The 16,703-nt window shown below is 37.1% G+C and carries 16 protein-coding genes and 1 riboswitch; all 16 genes read left to right on the top strand.

Annotated features, from left to right (window positions below; genetic code table 11):
- Nucleotides 1-388 precede the first annotated feature (388 nt).
- Nucleotides 389-844 (top strand): flavodoxin, encoded by a 456-nt coding sequence (locus ACNSTQ_RS11695; RefSeq protein WP_418199994.1) that lies wholly within the window; start codon nt 389-391, stop codon nt 842-844.
- 59 nt (nt 845-903) lie between these two features.
- Nucleotides 904-1,083, top strand: a riboswitch (cobalamin riboswitch).
- A gap of 244 nt (nt 1,084-1,327) precedes the next feature.
- Nucleotides 1,328-2,320 carry an ABC transporter substrate-binding protein gene (locus tag ACNSTQ_RS11690; protein WP_418199993.1) on the top strand — a complete coding sequence of 331 codons (993 nt, stop codon included), beginning with the start codon at nt 1,328-1,330 and terminating at the stop codon, nt 2,318-2,320.
- Entirely contained in the window at nt 2,283-3,338 is a 1,056-nt protein-coding gene (locus tag ACNSTQ_RS11685) for a FecCD family ABC transporter permease (protein WP_418199992.1), read from the top strand. The genes ACNSTQ_RS11690 and ACNSTQ_RS11685 overlap by 38 nt, the downstream gene beginning before the upstream one ends.
- 24 nt (nt 3,339-3,362) lie before the next feature.
- Complete coding sequence (locus ACNSTQ_RS11680) at nt 3,363-4,835, top strand: heme ABC transporter ATP-binding protein (RefSeq protein ID WP_418199991.1); 1,473 nt, start codon at nt 3,363-3,365, stop codon at nt 4,833-4,835.
- Complete coding sequence (gene cbiB / locus ACNSTQ_RS11675; protein WP_418199990.1) at nt 4,832-5,827, top strand: adenosylcobinamide-phosphate synthase CbiB; 996 nt, start codon at nt 4,832-4,834, stop codon at nt 5,825-5,827. Before ACNSTQ_RS11680 ends, cbiB begins: the two co-directional genes overlap by 4 nt.
- On the top strand, nt 5,785-6,864 hold the full coding sequence (gene cobD / locus ACNSTQ_RS11670) for a threonine-phosphate decarboxylase CobD (protein ID WP_418199989.1): 1,080 nt from the start codon (nt 5,785-5,787) through the stop codon (nt 6,862-6,864). The genes cbiB and cobD overlap by 43 nt, the downstream gene beginning before the upstream one ends.
- Nucleotides 6,861-7,436, top strand: a complete 576-nt coding sequence (locus tag ACNSTQ_RS11665; protein WP_418199988.1) for a bifunctional adenosylcobinamide kinase/adenosylcobinamide-phosphate guanylyltransferase — start codon at nt 6,861-6,863, stop codon at nt 7,434-7,436. The genes cobD and ACNSTQ_RS11665 overlap by 4 nt, the downstream gene beginning before the upstream one ends.
- Complete coding sequence (locus ACNSTQ_RS11660; protein ID WP_418199987.1) at nt 7,433-8,947, top strand: cobyric acid synthase; 1,515 nt, start codon at nt 7,433-7,435, stop codon at nt 8,945-8,947. Before ACNSTQ_RS11665 ends, ACNSTQ_RS11660 begins: the two co-directional genes overlap by 4 nt.
- The gene (gene cobS, locus ACNSTQ_RS11655) at nt 8,940-9,746 is read left to right on the top strand and encodes an adenosylcobinamide-GDP ribazoletransferase (RefSeq protein WP_418199986.1); all 807 of its coding nucleotides are present in this window, start codon (nt 8,940-8,942) and stop codon (nt 9,744-9,746) included. The genes ACNSTQ_RS11660 and cobS overlap by 8 nt, the downstream gene beginning before the upstream one ends.
- Nucleotides 9,704-10,354 (top strand): histidine phosphatase family protein, encoded by a 651-nt coding sequence (locus tag ACNSTQ_RS11650; protein WP_418199985.1) that lies wholly within the window; start codon nt 9,704-9,706, stop codon nt 10,352-10,354. The genes cobS and ACNSTQ_RS11650 overlap by 43 nt, the downstream gene beginning before the upstream one ends.
- A complete protein-coding gene (locus ACNSTQ_RS11645) occupies nt 10,288-10,722 on the top strand; it encodes a bifunctional adenosylcobinamide kinase/adenosylcobinamide-phosphate guanylyltransferase (protein WP_418199984.1) in 435 nt (144 codons plus the stop codon). Before ACNSTQ_RS11650 ends, ACNSTQ_RS11645 begins: the two co-directional genes overlap by 67 nt.
- 14 nt (nt 10,723-10,736) lie before the next feature.
- The gene (locus tag ACNSTQ_RS11640; protein WP_418199983.1) at nt 10,737-11,321 is read left to right on the top strand and encodes a cob(I)yrinic acid a,c-diamide adenosyltransferase; all 585 of its coding nucleotides are present in this window, start codon (nt 10,737-10,739) and stop codon (nt 11,319-11,321) included.
- Nucleotides 11,322-11,502: 181 nt separating this feature from the next.
- Complete coding sequence (locus ACNSTQ_RS11635) at nt 11,503-12,456, top strand: VanW family protein (protein ID WP_418199982.1); 954 nt, start codon at nt 11,503-11,505, stop codon at nt 12,454-12,456.
- 241 nt (nt 12,457-12,697) lie between these two features.
- A complete protein-coding gene (locus ACNSTQ_RS11630) occupies nt 12,698-14,197 on the top strand; it encodes a spore germination protein (protein WP_418199981.1) in 1,500 nt (499 codons plus the stop codon).
- A gap of 31 nt (nt 14,198-14,228) precedes the next feature.
- The gene (locus ACNSTQ_RS11625; protein ID WP_418199980.1) at nt 14,229-15,335 is read left to right on the top strand and encodes a GerAB/ArcD/ProY family transporter; all 1,107 of its coding nucleotides are present in this window, start codon (nt 14,229-14,231) and stop codon (nt 15,333-15,335) included.
- Nucleotides 15,322-16,416 (top strand): Ger(x)C family spore germination protein, encoded by a 1,095-nt coding sequence (locus ACNSTQ_RS11620; RefSeq protein WP_418199979.1) that lies wholly within the window; start codon nt 15,322-15,324, stop codon nt 16,414-16,416. Before ACNSTQ_RS11625 ends, ACNSTQ_RS11620 begins: the two co-directional genes overlap by 14 nt.
- Nucleotides 16,417-16,703: the final 287 nt, after the last annotated feature.

The following is a 16,703-nucleotide window of genomic DNA, read 5'->3' as shown; positions in this document are numbered from 1 at the left end:
TGGGCTAATCTCTTGTGTCCAACATTACAACAAAGTACATGCTTAGTATAAAATTGAACCGCCGTATACGGAACCGTACGTACGGTGGTGTGAGAGGTCGGAGGTTAATCACCTCCTCCTACTCGATGAGCTTTATACATTTACTTGTTGACAATGAAAATCATTTTCAATTATTATATAAATGAAAATGATTTTCATTGTTAATATTGATGGAGGAATTGTTAATGAACATGATAAAAAGTACTGTCCGAGGAGCTACTGCTGTTTGTTAAGTTGAAAATGGAGAATACATAGTTGCAGTTGAAAGAGAAGGCATCTTTCGTATGAAAGGACATCATTTAAAAAGTCATTTAGTCTTAAATTAATAGATTGAAAGGGGAATGTTAACATGAGTGAGGTTCTACTTGTTTATGCTAGTATGTCAGGAAATACAGAAGCGATTGCCGATTTAATTGAAGAAGGTTTGCAAGAGGAAAATATGAACGTAACGAAATTAGATGTTGTTGATTGTGACCTTGACCAATTAAATGCATTCGATTCCATCATTTTAGGTGCTTATACATGGGGAGACGGCGAACTGCCTGATGAATTTTTAGATTTGTATGATGAAATGGCTGGGCTGGATTTTACTAATAAACAATTTGCAGTTTTTGGATCTGGAGATACAGCATACGATATCTTTTGTGGTGCTGTAGATTTATTAGAAGCAATGATTGATGAAAGAAATGGTCAAATCGTACAGCCGGGGCTTAAAATAGAGCTAGGCCCGGATGGTGAAGAAGAAACGTGCAAAGATTTTGGTAGAAAGTTTGCACAAGCTGTTAACTTAAAAGCGAGTGTGTAAGTTTATATAGACGAATTATCTATTATTTTGTATAATTAAGTCGTATCTCAATGAATTGAATAGTTAGTTAGCTTTAAGGTCACTCACACGAGTGTGAAAAGGGAAGTTGGTGAAATTCCAACACGGTCGCGCCACTGTAAGTACGAATACTCTTTAATAAACCACTGTCATCTTTGATGGGAAGGTAAAGAGGTATCATTGTACGAGTCAGGAGACCTGCCTTAAAGTATTGTGTAACCTTCGCGGAAAAGGTAAGCAGTGTGATAAGATCTGACTCTTGAAAAAGAGTCCCCTTGTTCTAATGAGAACGACACATAATGGAATGTTTTTAGCATCCAAGTGTTACCTAGGGGATCTATTAAACTGAAACCGAAGCTCTCCCTTTGAAGGAGAGCTTTATTTTTTTACATACTTTCCTTTCCTTTCTTGCAATTCTTTCATTGAATACAAAAAGAAATACAAACTTAAAAGGGGTTGGAGAACATGCAAAAATGGTATATGTGGTTAGTAGCTTCATTACTTATTGTTGGTTTATTAACAGCATGTGGCACAGATAACCAAGAAGAGCCACAAACAGAAGAAGCACCGACGGAAGAAACAGAAGAGCAAACGACAGGTAGTGGAGAAGCCGTGGCTTTTCCGTTAACAATTACTGATGCAACAGGAACTGAGATTGTCATCGAAGAAGAGCCACAAACATTAATCTCGCTAGTTCCAAGTAATACGGAAATTGTTTATGCACTTGAAGCGCTTAATCGTGTCATTGCGGTAACAGATAATGATGACTTCCCAGAGGAAGTAAAAGATATTGAGACAATTGGTGGAATGGAATTTAATGTAGAAAAAATTATCGCTGCAAATCCAGATTTAGTACTAGCGAATGAAATGAACAACGCAGAAGGTTTAGATCAAATTCGTAATGCAGGGGTCCAAGTACTTGTAGTAAATAATGCTTCTTCTTTTGCGCAATTATATGATTCTATTGAAATGATTGGAAACGCAGTTGGAAAGTCAGAAGAGGCTAATAATGTCATAACATCAATGCAAGAGACAATTACTGAAGTACAAACAAAAGCAAGTGAGATTGAGGATGCTGATAAAGCTACTGTATGGGTAGAAATTTGGCCAGCTCCTGATATGTATACAACCGGAAAAGGAACGTTTATGCATGAGATGCTGGAAATGATTAATGCAACAAACGCTGCAGGAGAACAAGAAGGTTGGCCGATGTTTACAGAAGAGGATGCTGTTGTTCTAAATCCAGATGTGATCATTACAACTTATGGTCATGTTGAAGGTATGGAGAATGCAGTTGAAGACGTATTAGCACGTTCAGCTTGGACTGAAGTAGAAGCGGTTAAAAACGAAAGAGTCTTTAATATTGAAGCTAATATTGTAGAACGCCCAGGTCCTCGCTTAGTCGAAGGGGTCGAAAAACTTGCAAAATTTATTTACCCAGATGTTTTCGAAAACTAATATAGTACTTGCTTATATAATTTGTTTTACCTTTTTATTTGCTTCGGTTGTTTTAGGCATTGCTATTGGTAGCGTACCTATATCATTTTTTGAAGTGATAACGGTTCTAGGAAGAGAATGGATCGGGTTACCTATAGCAGCAGAAGTAGATCCGATGTATGTAAATATTATAATGGAGATAAGGTTTCCACGCGTTTTATTAGCAATGTTCGTTGGAGGTGCCCTTGCATTAGCAGGGGCTGCTTTCCAAGGCTTTTTAAAAAATCCATTAGCTGATCCTTATACGCTTGGAGTATCCTCTGGTTCGGCAGTTGGTGCAGTTGCGGTTTTGTTTTTTGGTATTAGCATACCGATATTAGGAGCATTTACCTTACCAGTTATTAGTATTTTATCTGGATTTATTACATTATTTTTAGTTATTTTTTTTGCTAGAGCACTTAATCGTTCGATGGCTGCTCATACGGTGATTTTAGTCGGAATTATTTTAAGTTCTTTTCTAGGTTCTATGATTTCACTAATGATCGCTTTAACAGGCGAAGAATTAAGACAAATCATTGGTTGGTTAATGGGAAGCGTCTCGATGAGAGGTTGGAGTTATGTGTATTTAATTGCTCCGTTTTTTTTAGCCGGATTTTTGATTTTGCTTTTTAATGCTAAAGAATTAAATGCACTAGCTTTTGGAGAAGAAACGGCTAAGCATCTTGGAGTTAATATTCAAGCTCGGAAAATGCTGATTTTATTTGGAGCGGCTTTGTTAACTGGATCAGCTGTAGCAGTCTCTGGGACGATTGGTTTTGTCGGTTTAGTTATTCCGCATTTAACTAGGTTAATTTGGGGGCCAGATCATCGTCATCTATTACCGCTATCTGTTTTAATTGGTGGAGGATTTCTTGTGCTTACTGATTTAGTGGCCCGTACATTAATTGCTCCAACCGAGTTACCTATTGGAGTCATAACGGCTCTTGTCGGTGGTCCAGTCTTTGCAATCATCTTAATCCGACAACGTCATAGATTATAATCTGTATGGATGGGAGTGAACAGGATGTTACAAGTGAATGACATATGTGGTGGGTACGGCAATGTCAATATAATTAAGAACGTTTCATTCTCAGTTTCTAAAGGGGAAATCTTTGGAATCCTCGGTCCAAACGGTAGTGGGAAAACGACGTTATTAAAGATGGTTAGTGGATTAATACCTACACAATCAGGTGAAATCATTCTTGAGAATAAAAATATATTAGCATATGGCTCAAAAGAATTAGCTAGACAGATGGCTGTGTTACCCCAACAATCAGATACTTCTTTTTCTTACACAGTTGAAGAAGTTGTTCAGTTAGGACGTTATCCGCATCAAAAAGGCTGGTTTCAAGTTGCAACTAAAACAGACAAACAAATTGTCGGAGAGGCGATGAAATTAACAGGAGTATATCAATTTAAAGATATACCTCTGCATTCATTAAGTGGTGGGGAACGCCAGCGTGTCATGCTAGCACGTGCCTTAGCACAAGAACCGAAAATACTACTTCTTGATGAACCTACTAATCACCTCGACATTTCGTACCAAATGAGCTTGCTAGACTCATTGAAACAGTGGTCTAGAGAAAAAGGATTGACCGTTATTGCGATTTTACATGATTTAAATATGGCAAGTCTGTATTGTGATCGTATCTTACTTCTTGATGAAGGAACAGTTAGCTCACTTGACCGTCCAGCACATGTTATGAATGAAACAAGATTACAAGAAGTGTATAAAGCTAAAGTAGGGAGAAGAGAACACCCATCTGTTCCAAGTCCACTTATTACACTTCAGCCAAAGCAATCGGTATCTACCGAGCGGTCGCTCATTAATCGGTTGAAAATTGAAAGAAAACAAGAATATATTTTCATTTCGAGTCCTACACCACTTAAAACCTACTCTTCAGCTGTCATTGGTGCAGGGTTTGGATGGAATTCAACATTCATTAATCGTCATGTTCATAAAGATTATAACTGTGATTGTGCAGAAAGTGAGTATAAACAGTATCTGAGTAATCTCGAAATTGATTATGAAGGGGCTGTAGGAATGATGACTGCAGCTATATTGGAAGATGGTTCTTTTAAGACGTATTCGACAGATGAGTTCACTGTTTTCGTTGTTGTAACTGCTGGTGTTTCAAATGCAGTTGATGCCTCAATGGCGTATTTGCAAAAGAATGCTTTGCAAACAGTTGGAACGATTAATACGTGGATATTCGTAGAAGGTCACTTATCAGATGCAGCTTTCGTTCAGGCGGTGATGACATCAACAGAAGCGAAGGCAAAAGCACTGTTTGATCAGGATATTAAAGATCCACAAACAAAAACTCTTGCGACAGGAACGTCTACTGACAGTATTATGGTTGCTGCTTCACAAACAGGGAACGAACAGCCTTATGCAGGAACCATTACACCATTAGGAAAGACGATTGCAAGAGCGGTGTATGAAGCAACCTATGAGGCTGTTCAAAGGAACAAAGAAAGAAGGAGAGTTCAATGAGCTTTGTTATGTACCATTTAATTGCACTTTCCTTAGCTGTAGTGATTGATCGAATAATAGGAGATCCTAGAAATATTCCACACCCAGTTGTCGGGATAGGAAAGATGATCTCTTTTTTTGAATGTAAGCTAAACGGTGGAGGGAAGAAAAGAGTAACGGGTTTTTTCTTTTTACTTATCATTATTTCGATCGTAGTTATTATTACAGTTGTTCCAGTTATCTTAGCCTACTTCATCCACCCTTGGATTGGTGTAATCATAGAAGCGATTATTATTTCATTTGCGATTGCCCAGCGCAGCTTAAAAGAAGCTGCAGAGGAAGTGTTAAACCCGCTAGAAGAAGGTAATATTCAACAAGCGCGATTAAAGTTATCTTATATTGTTGGAAGAGATACTGAAAACCTTCCCGAAACTGAGATCATTCGTGGAACTGTTGAAACCGTAGCTGAAAATACAAGTGATGGAGTAACGGCGCCACTTTTCTTTGCCTTAATAGGAGGAGCACCACTTGCAATGCTCTATAGGGCTGTAAATACGTGCGATTCAATGGTTGGTTATAAAAATGAAAAGTATATTGATTTTGGATGGGCTTCAGCTAAGTTCGATGATGTATTGAATTTTATTCCGAGTAGGTTAACTGGAATACTTATGATTTTGTTTAACCGGACTTTCTCAAATCAGAGAAAATGGACTTGCTTTCAAATATTATGGACAGACGCGAAAAAACATCCAAGTCCAAATAGTGGTTGGGGTGAAGCCGCTGTTGCAAGTTTGCTAGGGATACAACTTGGTGGACAAAATCAATATAAAGGTATTATCTCTAACCGTGCAAAAATGGGTATTTCAACGATGCCTATTTCCTCATTACATATAAAGCAAGCGATTCAAATCATGCATAATACCGTTATTTCTTTTGTATTTACGCTTTGGTTGATTGGAGGGATTTTATTATGGTTTTACCTAATCATGGTGCAAACCCACAATATTTTGTAAATGCGTTAGGTTTACAATTGAAAGAAAATTCAATCGACTTTAGTGAAAATGTGAACCCATTAGGTGTACCTAAAGCTGTCCTGCAAAAATGGGCGGGGTTTGCAGAAACTATTCATACGTATCCTGACCCTTATGCTTCTAAATTACGAGAAAAGTTAGCTCTGCAAAATAACATATCTATCGACCAGTTATTAATTGGTAATGGTGCGGCTGAACTAATTTTATTAATTGCAAACTATTTTCGTAAAAAGAAAATACTCATCGTAGAGCCAACGTTTTCAGAATATCGGGATGCCTGTCTTGCTTATGAATGTGAAGTAATAAGGTTTCAACTTTTTGTTGATGACAACTGGCAATTCAATTTGGAAGGTCTATTAGAAGCAATAAAAGATGTTGATGCGATGTTTTTATGCCAGCCGAATAATCCTACGGGAACAATGGTAGAGCAGACAATTCTACTAAGGTTAATACAAAGGGCAAAAGAAAATAATGTAACTGTTATTATGGATGAAGCATTTTATGATTTTAGTGATGAAGAAATAAGCATCCTGCCTTACATAAATGATTTTCAAAACATGATTATATTAAGGTCACTAACAAAAATGTATGCGATCCCTTCGCTTAGATTAGGTTATTTGATTTCGGATAGTGAGATAGTCAATGAGCTTAAAAGATTTCAGCAACCTTGGAGTGTCAATGGTATTGCACAACAAGTTGGACTTGAATGTATAAGTGATGAACAGCACACCATTCGAACAAGAGCATTTATTAGGTCAGAGAGAAAATGGCTGTTCCATGTTTTATCACAAATAGGCTATGAAGTTTCTCCATCTGTAGTCAACTTTTATCTACTTAAACCTGAAGGATCAAATGACGATTTAAATCCTCTCATTACTTTTTTGATTGAAAATGGAATCATCCCTCGTCACACTTATAATTTCTTAGGGCTTGAAGGAAAGTATATTCGTTTAGCGATTAAAACACGGGCTGAAAATGACATGCTGTTAAATGTATTAGAAAGGTGGACACAGCAATGATCGTTTTTATTACTGGAGGAGTGCGAAGCGGGAAAAGTACATTTGCTTTGCAAGTGGCAGAAAGTAAGGTTAGTGAAAAAGGTGTTATCCATTATATCGCGACGAGTAGACGAAGTGATACGGAAATGGAAGATCGTATTAATAGGCACATTGAAGAACGACAATTGCGAGATAAAGATTATGTCACTCATGAAAAAAGCACTCATATTGAGGAGTTAATGGTTAACTTTAAAAAAGGTGATGCTGTCATTTTAGATTGTTTAACAGGTCTAATAACAGCAGAGTTCTTTAGCAGTATTGACCAAGGATTAGAGCTGTGGAAAGAGGCTTTATTTCAGCAACAATTACTTTTGCGTCTTTCAGATACTTTTGTGGGAATACAACAATGTCCAATACCATGTATTGTGGTGACCAATGAACTGTTTGAAGACATAATTCCAAACGATGAAAGTACAATTGCTTATATGAAGTTAATGGGAGTTCTTCATCAAAAAATTGTATCGTTAAGTCATCAAGCTTATTTAGTCGAAGGTGGTATTCCGATATTAAAAAAGGATGTGGAAGTCGGATGAAAGGAATCATGCTCCAAGGAACAGGATCAGACGTTGGCAAAAGTGTTCTAGTTACTGCGCTGTGTCGAATACTTGCTCGAAAGAATAATAGAGTAACTCCTTTTAAGTCACAAAATATGTCAAATAATTCTTATGTAACTGTTGACGGTAAAGAAATTGGGAGGGCGCAAGGAGTGCAAGCAGAGGCTGCCAAAACGGAAGCTAGTGTTTATATGAACCCAATATTATTAAAACCGCGCAGCACGATGGATTCTGAAGTTGTTTTGTTTGGAGAAGTGTATTCAACTTATTCAGGACGAAGCTATCGCGAACGTTTTTACCAAAAAGGAATGGAAGCGATTCAACATGCATTGACAGAGCTTGCCGCAAATTATGAATATCTAGTGATTGAAGGAGCAGGCAGTCCTGTCGAAGTAAATCTAAATGATCGTGAGCTTGTAAATATGAAGGTGGCACAATTAGCAGATGTACCTGTCATTTTAATTGCTGATATTGAAAGAGGCGGTGTATTTGCTAGTGTTGTCGGTACGCTTCAGCTTTTATCTGAAGAAGATAGAAAGCGTGTTCAAGGAATTATTATTAATAAGTTTCGCGGTGATATTCGTTTATTTACGGACGGTGTTTCATGGCTTGAAGAATACACTGGAGTTAAAGTTGTAGGGGTCATTCCTTATTATGATCATATTTCAATTGAAGGTGAAGACTCCCTTTCGATCCATAATAGTCTCATTAAAGAGGGAAAACGAAATAACACTGGTTTGGATATTGCTGTTTTGGCTTTGCCTTATGTTTCAAACTATACGGACCTTGAACCGCTCGCAGCTGAAAGTGACGTGTTTTTACGTTTTGTCAAAGAAAAGAGTGAGTTTGGCCATCCAGATGCCGTTATTATTCCAGGGACAAAAAGCACATTTCATGACTTAAAGTATTTGAAAGAGAAGGGTCTTGATCATGTATTAGTTAACTATACAGAAAATGGTGGAACAGTCGTTGGGTTGTGCGGGGGGTACCAAATGCTTGGTGAACGGTTGATTGATGAAGCGGGTTCGGATACAAATCAAGTAGGTAATGAAATACACGGTCTAAATATTGCTCCTTTAATAACATTTTTTAACGCAAAGAAAATTACAATACGCTCGGAAGGAAAACTAGTGGCTGATCAGTGGAAATGTAAAAAAGAAATATCAGGCTACGAAATCCACTTAGGAAAAACAACAGCGACAGCAGCTAATGTTGAACCTTTTCTCATGGTAGGCGATCGACCAGAAGGGATTTATATAAATGATGGAAAAGTGATTGGGACGTATTTTCATCATTTATTCCATAATGATGAATGGCGTGCTTCATGGCTAAATAAGTTGCGTACTAATCGCGGAATACCGCAACGAGAAGTGCTTGATTTGCAAGAATTTAGAGATCAAGGTTACGAAAATCTAGCAGATCATGTAGAAACTTATCTTGATGTTGAATACATCTTCCATACGATTGAAGGTTGGAAGGAGAATGGATAAGCATCGTAAACTTATCCTACTTGACGGTCTTACCCTAGCCTTACAACTGTTAACAACTATTCCTATAAGAAAACAAGTCGCTTGGACAACCCAAACAGTTTCGGTTTCTGTTGCGCTGTATCCTTTAATCGGCTTAATTTTAGGTAGTGTCTCAATGTTTACCTCGGTTTTATTTATTGATGTACTTGTTCTTCCTGCAACTGTTAGTAGCTTTCTTCTTTTACTACTCATTGTTTCGTTAACGGGAGGCCTTCATCTAGATGGTTGGATGGATGTTAGTGATGGATTTTTTTCACGACAAGACCAAGAACGCAAGCTAGAAATTATGAAAGACTCAAGAGTCGGTGCGTTTGCTGTCATTTCTTTATTCTTTTTACTAGCAGGTAAGTATATTTTTATTTATCAAGTAATAGAAAGTACAGAATACTATTGGCTTTACTTTTTGATCATTCCATTTTTTTCACGGTGGATGATGACAAGTTCTTTATTAGTAGGAAGACCTGCTAGGAAAGATGGGATGGCTTACTCCGTTCAACAAAGTGTAAATTCACATATAAAGTTTAGTTTGCTGATTTGGGGGCCGTTACTCTTCATCTGTATCTATCTTTTCTTCCCGAACTTTTTTGTAGCAGCTCTTTTACTGAAGGGTGCAGTACTTATCATTTTAGTAGTTAGCTTTTCGTTTTTTAATAAGCAATTCGGAGGAATAACGGGAGATACACTAGGAACATTAGTTGAAGGAGGGGAGGGCATTCTATGGCTCGTCGCTTGGCTGTTACTCTTTTACGGCATAGCTTAACAGACTATAACGAACAGAAACGATATTTAGGCTGGACAGATATTCCAATCAATGATAAAGGAAAGCAACTACTCGCAGAACTTAAGGACAAATATCGGTATTTACATACTGATGTGATTTACTCAAGCGACTTAACAAGGTGTGTAACAACTGCTGAAATCCTTTACCCCAACGTATCTATAATCAAAGATAAAAGTTTAAGAGAATTAAACTTTGGAGATTGGGAAGGGAAAACCTACGAGGAAATTAAAGAAGAACCTTTGTATAGAAAGTGGCTAGATGATCTAAATAAAACTATACCGCCTAATGGGGAAGCTTATTTGAGCTTTCAATCTCGAATTATCAATAGCTGGAACAATATAATAAAAGATGCACTAGGACAAAAAAGGAAACATATAATTGTCGTCAGTCATGGCGGGCCAATTCGCTGCATTCTTTCACAAATGACATCTCAAAATAGAAGCTTCTGGGAATGGAATATTGGCTATGGTCAAGGATATACACTGACTGCAGAAGTCGAGTGGCTAAGGAGGGGAGAGCAGTGGAATTTATTGCAGGAGGCGCCTTTCATGGCAAACGAAACTGGGTGTACTCAAATTACAAAATAGACCATGTGGATGAGTTTGTTTGTTATAATGGGTATGAAAAAGACGTTATTATTCAAGAACTTTATGATCTGCCCAATCGACAATTATGTGTCATTACTGGAATGGAGATGATTCTTAAACGCTTTCTTCAAGAAGGTAAAGGCAGAAAAGACTTTAGCCAACTATTAAGTCGATGGATAGAATGGGAACAGTTACGAACAGATCGAAAGTTAGTACTAGTGGGCTGTGATATTGGTAAAGGGATAGTACCTATTGCACAGGAAGATCGGCAATGGCGTGATTTAGTAGGCTGGTCTTATCAAGACATAGTACAACAGTCGAGTAAAGTATATCGCATTTGGTATGGAATTTCAGAACAATTAAAATAATGGGGGAATGTTTGATGCGCTTGTATACACGTACGGGAGATGAAGGAAAGACGAGTGTTGTAGGTGGCAGGTTAACAAAAGATGATACGAGAGTCATTGCTTACGGGACTACCGATGAAGTAAATTGCTTTGTTGGTCAGGCGATCACTCAATTAGAATCAGAAGTATTTGAAGATATCATTAATGAGCTTGTAAAAATTCAGCATGAATTATTTGATTGCGGTGGAGATTTAGCCATGCTTAAAGCTACTGAGGCACGACCATTTAAAGCAAAGGAAGAAATGGTTGTGTTTCTAGAAGAACGAATTGATGAATATATTAAGGAAGCACCAGAACTAGAGAGGTTTATTCTTCCGGGGGGTTCTCCTGCAGCTGCAACTATTCATGTTTGCCGAACAGTTACTAGACGTGCAGAGCGATATGTTTCTCGCCTGCAACGTGAATCTGAAACAAATCCAGTCGTTTTAAAATATTTAAATCGTTTATCGGATTATTTCTTCGCAATTGCCCGAGTGATAAATCATCGATTAGGTGTAAAAGATGTAGAGTATGAACGAAGTGCAATCGTCTTTAGAGAAGGAAAACGGAAAGAAAAATAGATCGTGCGAAACACGTCGAAAATTGACGTGTTTTTTTCTTAGAAAATTTGAAAAAAACGAAACATTTTAGTGATAAAATACGTCTTATAGATAGAAGAAAAATTTATTTTATTTTTTTGTTCATTTCCATAATTATCCTACATACATTAACGTTGGGAATGTTACAAAAGGGGGAGTAAGGTTGAAGAGATACTGGGTCTATTTTGTTGTTTTATTTAGTTTTTGTTTCTTTTTCACTTCATTTGTCGCTGCAGAAGAAAAAAGTTCGAGGGAGCATGGACTAGTCGGGAATGAAGTAGAGTATTATAAAAAGCCGATAAAGTGGGAAGTTGCATTAATTGACGATCGAACGAGTGAACAGGAAACGGTTGTGTTAAATGACTTTGGTTATATTCCTGATTTGGATGAATTAGATGAGATTGCTTTGGCGCAATTTGCTGCTAAATTAGCTCGAACAATCGACCAGCCAATGCGCAACCCAACCATTGATTTGAATGGTAATATCTTCTCCGGACAAAACCAAGTCATTTTATCAGAGAAAGAACTAGTCTCAAAAATTCAACAATTAGATTACCGGGATCGAGAAGTTATCCTCCCAATCTATGAAAAGGAACCAACCGTTTCTGAAGATCAATTAGTTAACATACTAGATGTATCCATCGGATCTTTCTCTACTCACTTTAATCCAAGTGTAGAAGGTCGTTCCGTAAATATAAAATTATCAGCCGAAGCATTCCAGCATTATGTATTAGGTCCAGGTGATCAGTTTTCATTTAATAATGTTGTAGGTCAGCGTACGGTTGAAAGAGGTTATCGAGAAGCGAAAGAAATAGTTAACAAGGAATTTGTTATGGGGATCGGCGGGGGAATCTGTCAAACCTCCTCAACATTATTTAATGCCATTGATGCTGCTGGATTAGAAGTGGTTGAGAGGTATACTCATTCTAGAGAAATCGGTTATGTTCCCGCAAACCGAGATGCAACTGTTTCATGGGGAGGACCTGATTTTGTTTTTACGAATCCTTACAATATTCCAGTCCTATTAAAAACAGATGTCTCTTTAAGTTCTGGAAAAATAACAGTTGAAGTTTTCTCATCACATAATAAGGAACAGTTAATTGCCTCGATACAATAAATAAAGTTACTAAAAAGGAAATAGAAAGAAGCTAATTAAGCATTTAGACTCTCGGTAAGATGTGAGAGGACCAAGATGCTGGTTAGCTTTTTTTTGTGTGTTTTAAGGTTTAGTTGGTAACGGTAAACTTAATTTCACATATTTAATTAACAACCCGAACTTTTCCAAGTTGGAATAACATTACCACTGTTTTCTAATACTAAAGACAAAACTATAGTTGGTAAGGCTAGGAGAAGTGGCTATGTTTTTAAAATGGTTGACAAGACAAATGCATAGTAGTCAAAAGCAGCAGGAAACCCTTATGTCCGTACTAAATACATTCCAGAAGTCTACAGATTTTAGTATGTATGAACACCAAACTAGCGAAGTTCCATATAAGATCATGTTTTTTTCCACGCTAGTCGATCCAGATCGGCTGCATAAGGATGTACTTCCTTACATTAATAAATACATTACTGATGGTCTAGAAATACTTAAAGATAAAATACCTGTTGAGGAGATCTCAATAACTAGTGACGTAAAAGATATAAAAAATAAGGTCTTACAAGGATATATCCTCGTTCAACTTTTAGCAGATAAGAATAAATGTATGCTTATTGAAGCAAGTGTTAACTTTGAACGAGATGTAGGTATGCCAGAAGTTGAATTTACTGTGACGGGTCCGCAAGAATCATTTATCGAGTCTTTGGATACGAATATTAATTTAATTCGTAAACGATTACCGCTGCCAAATCTTCAAATAAAGGAGGTTGAAGTAGGGAAAATAACAAAAACGAGGGTAGCTTTACTTTTTATTGAAGGAATTGCAGATGAGGAAAATGTAAAAACAATGATGCAAAGGTTAGAAGATATAGAATTTGATCAAATTCTTGATAGTACAATGATTAATCAAATGGTCTCAGATAGCACATTTTCTATTTTTCCGCAGTATGTTAATACAGAAAGACCAGACCGGGTATCTGGTGCACTAACTGAAGGAAAAGTAGTCGTTTTGAGTGATAATTCTCCAGAGGCTTTTTTCGGTCCAACGACACTCATAGAATTTTTCTCATCACTAGAAGATTATTACTTACCTTGGCATATTGCTTCCTTTGTAAGAATTCTTCGTTTTTTTGCAGTAACATTTTCTATACTAGCGGCTCCCGTTTATATTGCGGTCATTACTTTTCATTATGAGTTGATCCCAAAAGATTTGCTGGCAACGATTATTGCGTCACGAAGCAATATCCCGTTCCCGCCGATCATTGAAGCATTATTTTTAGAGTTTACAATTGAACTTTTACGCGAAGCAGGGGCTAGACTGCCGACAAAAGTCGGTCAAACAATTGGTATTGTTGGAGGAATCGTAATTGGACAAGCATCCGTAGAAGCAGGTTTAACGAGTAACATCTTATTAATTATCGTCGCCCTATCTGCATTAGCATCTTTCACAACCCCCGTATATCAAATGGGTAACACGATAAGAATTATACGCTTTCCCATAATGATCTTTGCTGCATTTTTGGGAGGGGTTGGGATCGTTATTTGTTTACTCTTTACTGCTGCGCATTTAATTCGCTTAACCTCTTTAGGAAGACCGTATTTAGAACCTGTTTATCCACTCCGATTAAGAGATTGGAAAGATGCGTTTTTTAGATTACCTTTTACATTCTTTTCTTCACGTCCAGTCATGATGAGACCTAAGGATACGAAACGATTTAACGCAACTAGAGTAAAGCGAACGAAAGATATCGACGAATAGGATACCATTTGAGTAGAAGGAGGTGAAGTAGATGAATCCCCCAAAAGTAAAAGAAAATGTTCAAGTATCTTCTTATTTAGTTTTTTTTATTATCCATGCCATGCAAATCGGTGTCGGCATTCTCGGTTATCAACGGATCGTTGTAAAAACAGCTGGTTTCGATGGATGGATTGCAGTAATCATAGCAGGAATTGTTGTCCACCTAATAATTTGGATGATTTACAAAATACTAGATAAAAGTGGTGGTGATATTGTCTATGTTCACCAACAATTGTTTGGAAAATGGTTTGGCGGCTTTTTAAGTGTTCTCTTAATTATTTACTTTTTAGGTCTAGCTACAGTCGTACTGCGAACGTTTATTGAGGTTGTACAAGTATGGATGTTTGCTGAAGTTCCAGCATGGTTTTTTAGTACAATTGCTGTATTGTTACTTTGGTATTTAATAAGTGGCGGATTTCGCGCTGTCGTAGGAATGGCTGTTATTAGTGTTTTTATTCCATTACCGTTATTTCTTCTGTTAATCCTGCCGCTTGAATTTGCAAATGTCATTAATTTATTACCGATTTGGAGACATTCTGTTGGGGAGATGTTACTAGGAGCTAGTGATACAACTTTATCGTTTTTAGGTTTTGAACTTTTATTGATGTATTATCCATTTTTGAAAAATAGTAAAGACTCACAAAGATGGGCCCAACTCGGAGCACTTTATACGACATTTATTTATACCTTTCTAATGATTGTTAGCTTAGTTTTTTTTAGTGAGGAACAATTAAACCGAACAATTTGGGCCACTTTAACTATATATAAAATTGTAGAGCTTCCATTTATCGAACGATTTGAATATATAAGTATCTCATTATGGATGATTATTGTCGCACCAAATATTGCACTTGCGGTATGGGCTGCAACAAGAGGATGCAAACGCGTTTTCAAAGTTCAGCAAAAGAAGTTATTACTACCTGTTTTACTGTTATTAGGAACAATAACAGCGATGGTAGAAGGTCGGGAAGATATAAATATGTTGAATGAATATTTTTCATATATTGGATTCGGAATTGTTTTTGTCTATATCCCCTTCTTATTCATTATGCAGCAACTTGTTATGAAAGTGAGGAAAGATCAAAATGAAACGATGTAGATGGATCATCCTAACTTCCGTAATTCTCTTCGTTCTAACAGGGTGTGTAGAAACGAATATTATAGAGGAATTGTCATTGGTTCATGGAATGGCTTATGATGAAGCAGATGGAGATCAAATTGAATTAACTGCAGCTTTTCCAAACTTTGTTGAACAAGGGGAAGAAAGTGCCTTGTTTTCCCAAATGTTAACAGGTATTGGTAAAACAACAAATGGGGCCATAGAACAAATCAATATGAAAAGTCAACGTCCGATTAAATTAGGGCAGTCTCGAGTCTATATATTTAGTAATACGATTGCCAAAAAGGGTATTGAACATCTAGCAGATGCTTTATATCGAAATCCTGATGTTCCAAATCGTGTACAATTGGCTGTTTCTGTAGGAAAGGCAAAAGATATTTTTACTACAGTCGATGAAAATGAGGATCGCGTTGGAGTATTTATCCCTGATTTAATTGATCACGTTCAACAACGGGTAATTCCCCCTTCTAATTTACACCTTTTTCTTTACAGCATGTACAATGATGGTAGAGATGCCTACTTGCCGTTAATTAAAGGTGAAGATGAATTAAATGTAATTGGGACAGCACTGTTTGATCACGATAAATATGTCGCTGAAATTAATTTGCAAGAGTCTTATATGTTAAGGTATTTAACGATGAGAGGCAAACATGGTATGCAACAGCATTTAGTTACTCATGAAGGGGAAGATTTAGTTGTCGCTGTTGAAAACGTAACATCTTCATATAGAGTTAAGATGGAAAATACAGGTCAAATTCCAAAATTTATCTATCATGTTAATGTAAAAGGGGAAATTACAGATTCTTCTGAACGTATTAATATCGAAGATCCAGGTTTCATAGAGGAATTGGAAAAAAAGATGGAAGAGGAAAAGGCTGAGACTGCCCAAAAGTTAATAACAAAATTTAAGGAATTAAAAATTGACCCGCTTGGGCTTGGTGAGCAATATCGAAGTAGAACGAGAAATTGGCAACCAGAAAAGTGGGAAGAGATGTATCAAGATATCGAAGTAGAATTTAAATTTAATGTCCGAATTGTCCATTCAGGGGCAATTGAATAAATAAAAAATTGTTGTAATAAAAATGGGCAAGCCTCCATACTATAAACATTGTGTGTGTGAACCTTTAAGAGGATGTTCAAAAAGTCCGGGAAAAATATCTGGCAGTAGATGATCTTCGACTAAGCCCCCCACGTCCTGTGGGAACGTCGAAGTCACCACATCCTGTGGAAGCTCGTTGGTTTGCTGCTGCGTTCCTCACGTATTAATAGCATAAGCTGTGGTACTCGCAACTGCACCGCCTCGAACTTCTTGGATCTTTTTGTCCTCCTTTTTGAACACGTACTTAA

This window comes from Alkalihalobacterium sp. APHAB7, from assembly GCF_048323755.1.
Classification (GTDB): domain Bacteria; phylum Bacillota; class Bacilli; order Bacillales; family Bacillaceae_F; genus Alkalihalobacterium.
Note: the sequence above shows the minus strand (reverse complement) of the source record. Positions and strands in the feature narration are given on the sequence as shown.

Bases quoted from the DNA above. Each gene is read 5' to 3' on its own strand.
- cobS (WP_418199986.1), top strand. From the start codon at position 8,940: ATGGATAAGCATCGTAAACTTATCCTACTTGACGGTCTTACCCTAGCC.
- ACNSTQ_RS11665 (WP_418199988.1), top strand. From the start codon at position 6,861: ATGATCGTTTTTATTACTGGAGGAGTGCGAAGCGGGAAAAGTACATTT.
- ACNSTQ_RS11695 (WP_418199994.1), top strand. From the start codon at position 389: ATGAGTGAGGTTCTACTTGTTTATGCTAGTATGTCAGGAAATACAGAA.
- ACNSTQ_RS11625 (WP_418199980.1), top strand. From the start codon at position 14,229: ATGAATCCCCCAAAAGTAAAAGAAAATGTTCAAGTATCTTCTTATTTA.
- ACNSTQ_RS11660 (WP_418199987.1), top strand. From the start codon at position 7,433: ATGAAAGGAATCATGCTCCAAGGAACAGGATCAGACGTTGGCAAAAGT.
- cbiB (WP_418199990.1), top strand. From the start codon at position 4,832: ATGAGCTTTGTTATGTACCATTTAATTGCACTTTCCTTAGCTGTAGTG.
- ACNSTQ_RS11640 (WP_418199983.1), top strand. From the start codon at position 10,737: ATGCGCTTGTATACACGTACGGGAGATGAAGGAAAGACGAGTGTTGTA.
- cobD (WP_418199989.1), top strand. From the start codon at position 5,785: ATGGTTTTACCTAATCATGGTGCAAACCCACAATATTTTGTAAATGCG.
- ACNSTQ_RS11620 (WP_418199979.1), top strand. From the start codon at position 15,322: ATGAAACGATGTAGATGGATCATCCTAACTTCCGTAATTCTCTTCGTT.
- ACNSTQ_RS11690 (WP_418199993.1), top strand. From the start codon at position 1,328: ATGCAAAAATGGTATATGTGGTTAGTAGCTTCATTACTTATTGTTGGT.
- ACNSTQ_RS11630 (WP_418199981.1), top strand. From the start codon at position 12,698: ATGTTTTTAAAATGGTTGACAAGACAAATGCATAGTAGTCAAAAGCAG.
- ACNSTQ_RS11650 (WP_418199985.1), top strand. From the start codon at position 9,704: ATGGCTCGTCGCTTGGCTGTTACTCTTTTACGGCATAGCTTAACAGAC.
- ACNSTQ_RS11680 (WP_418199991.1), top strand. From the start codon at position 3,363: ATGTTACAAGTGAATGACATATGTGGTGGGTACGGCAATGTCAATATA.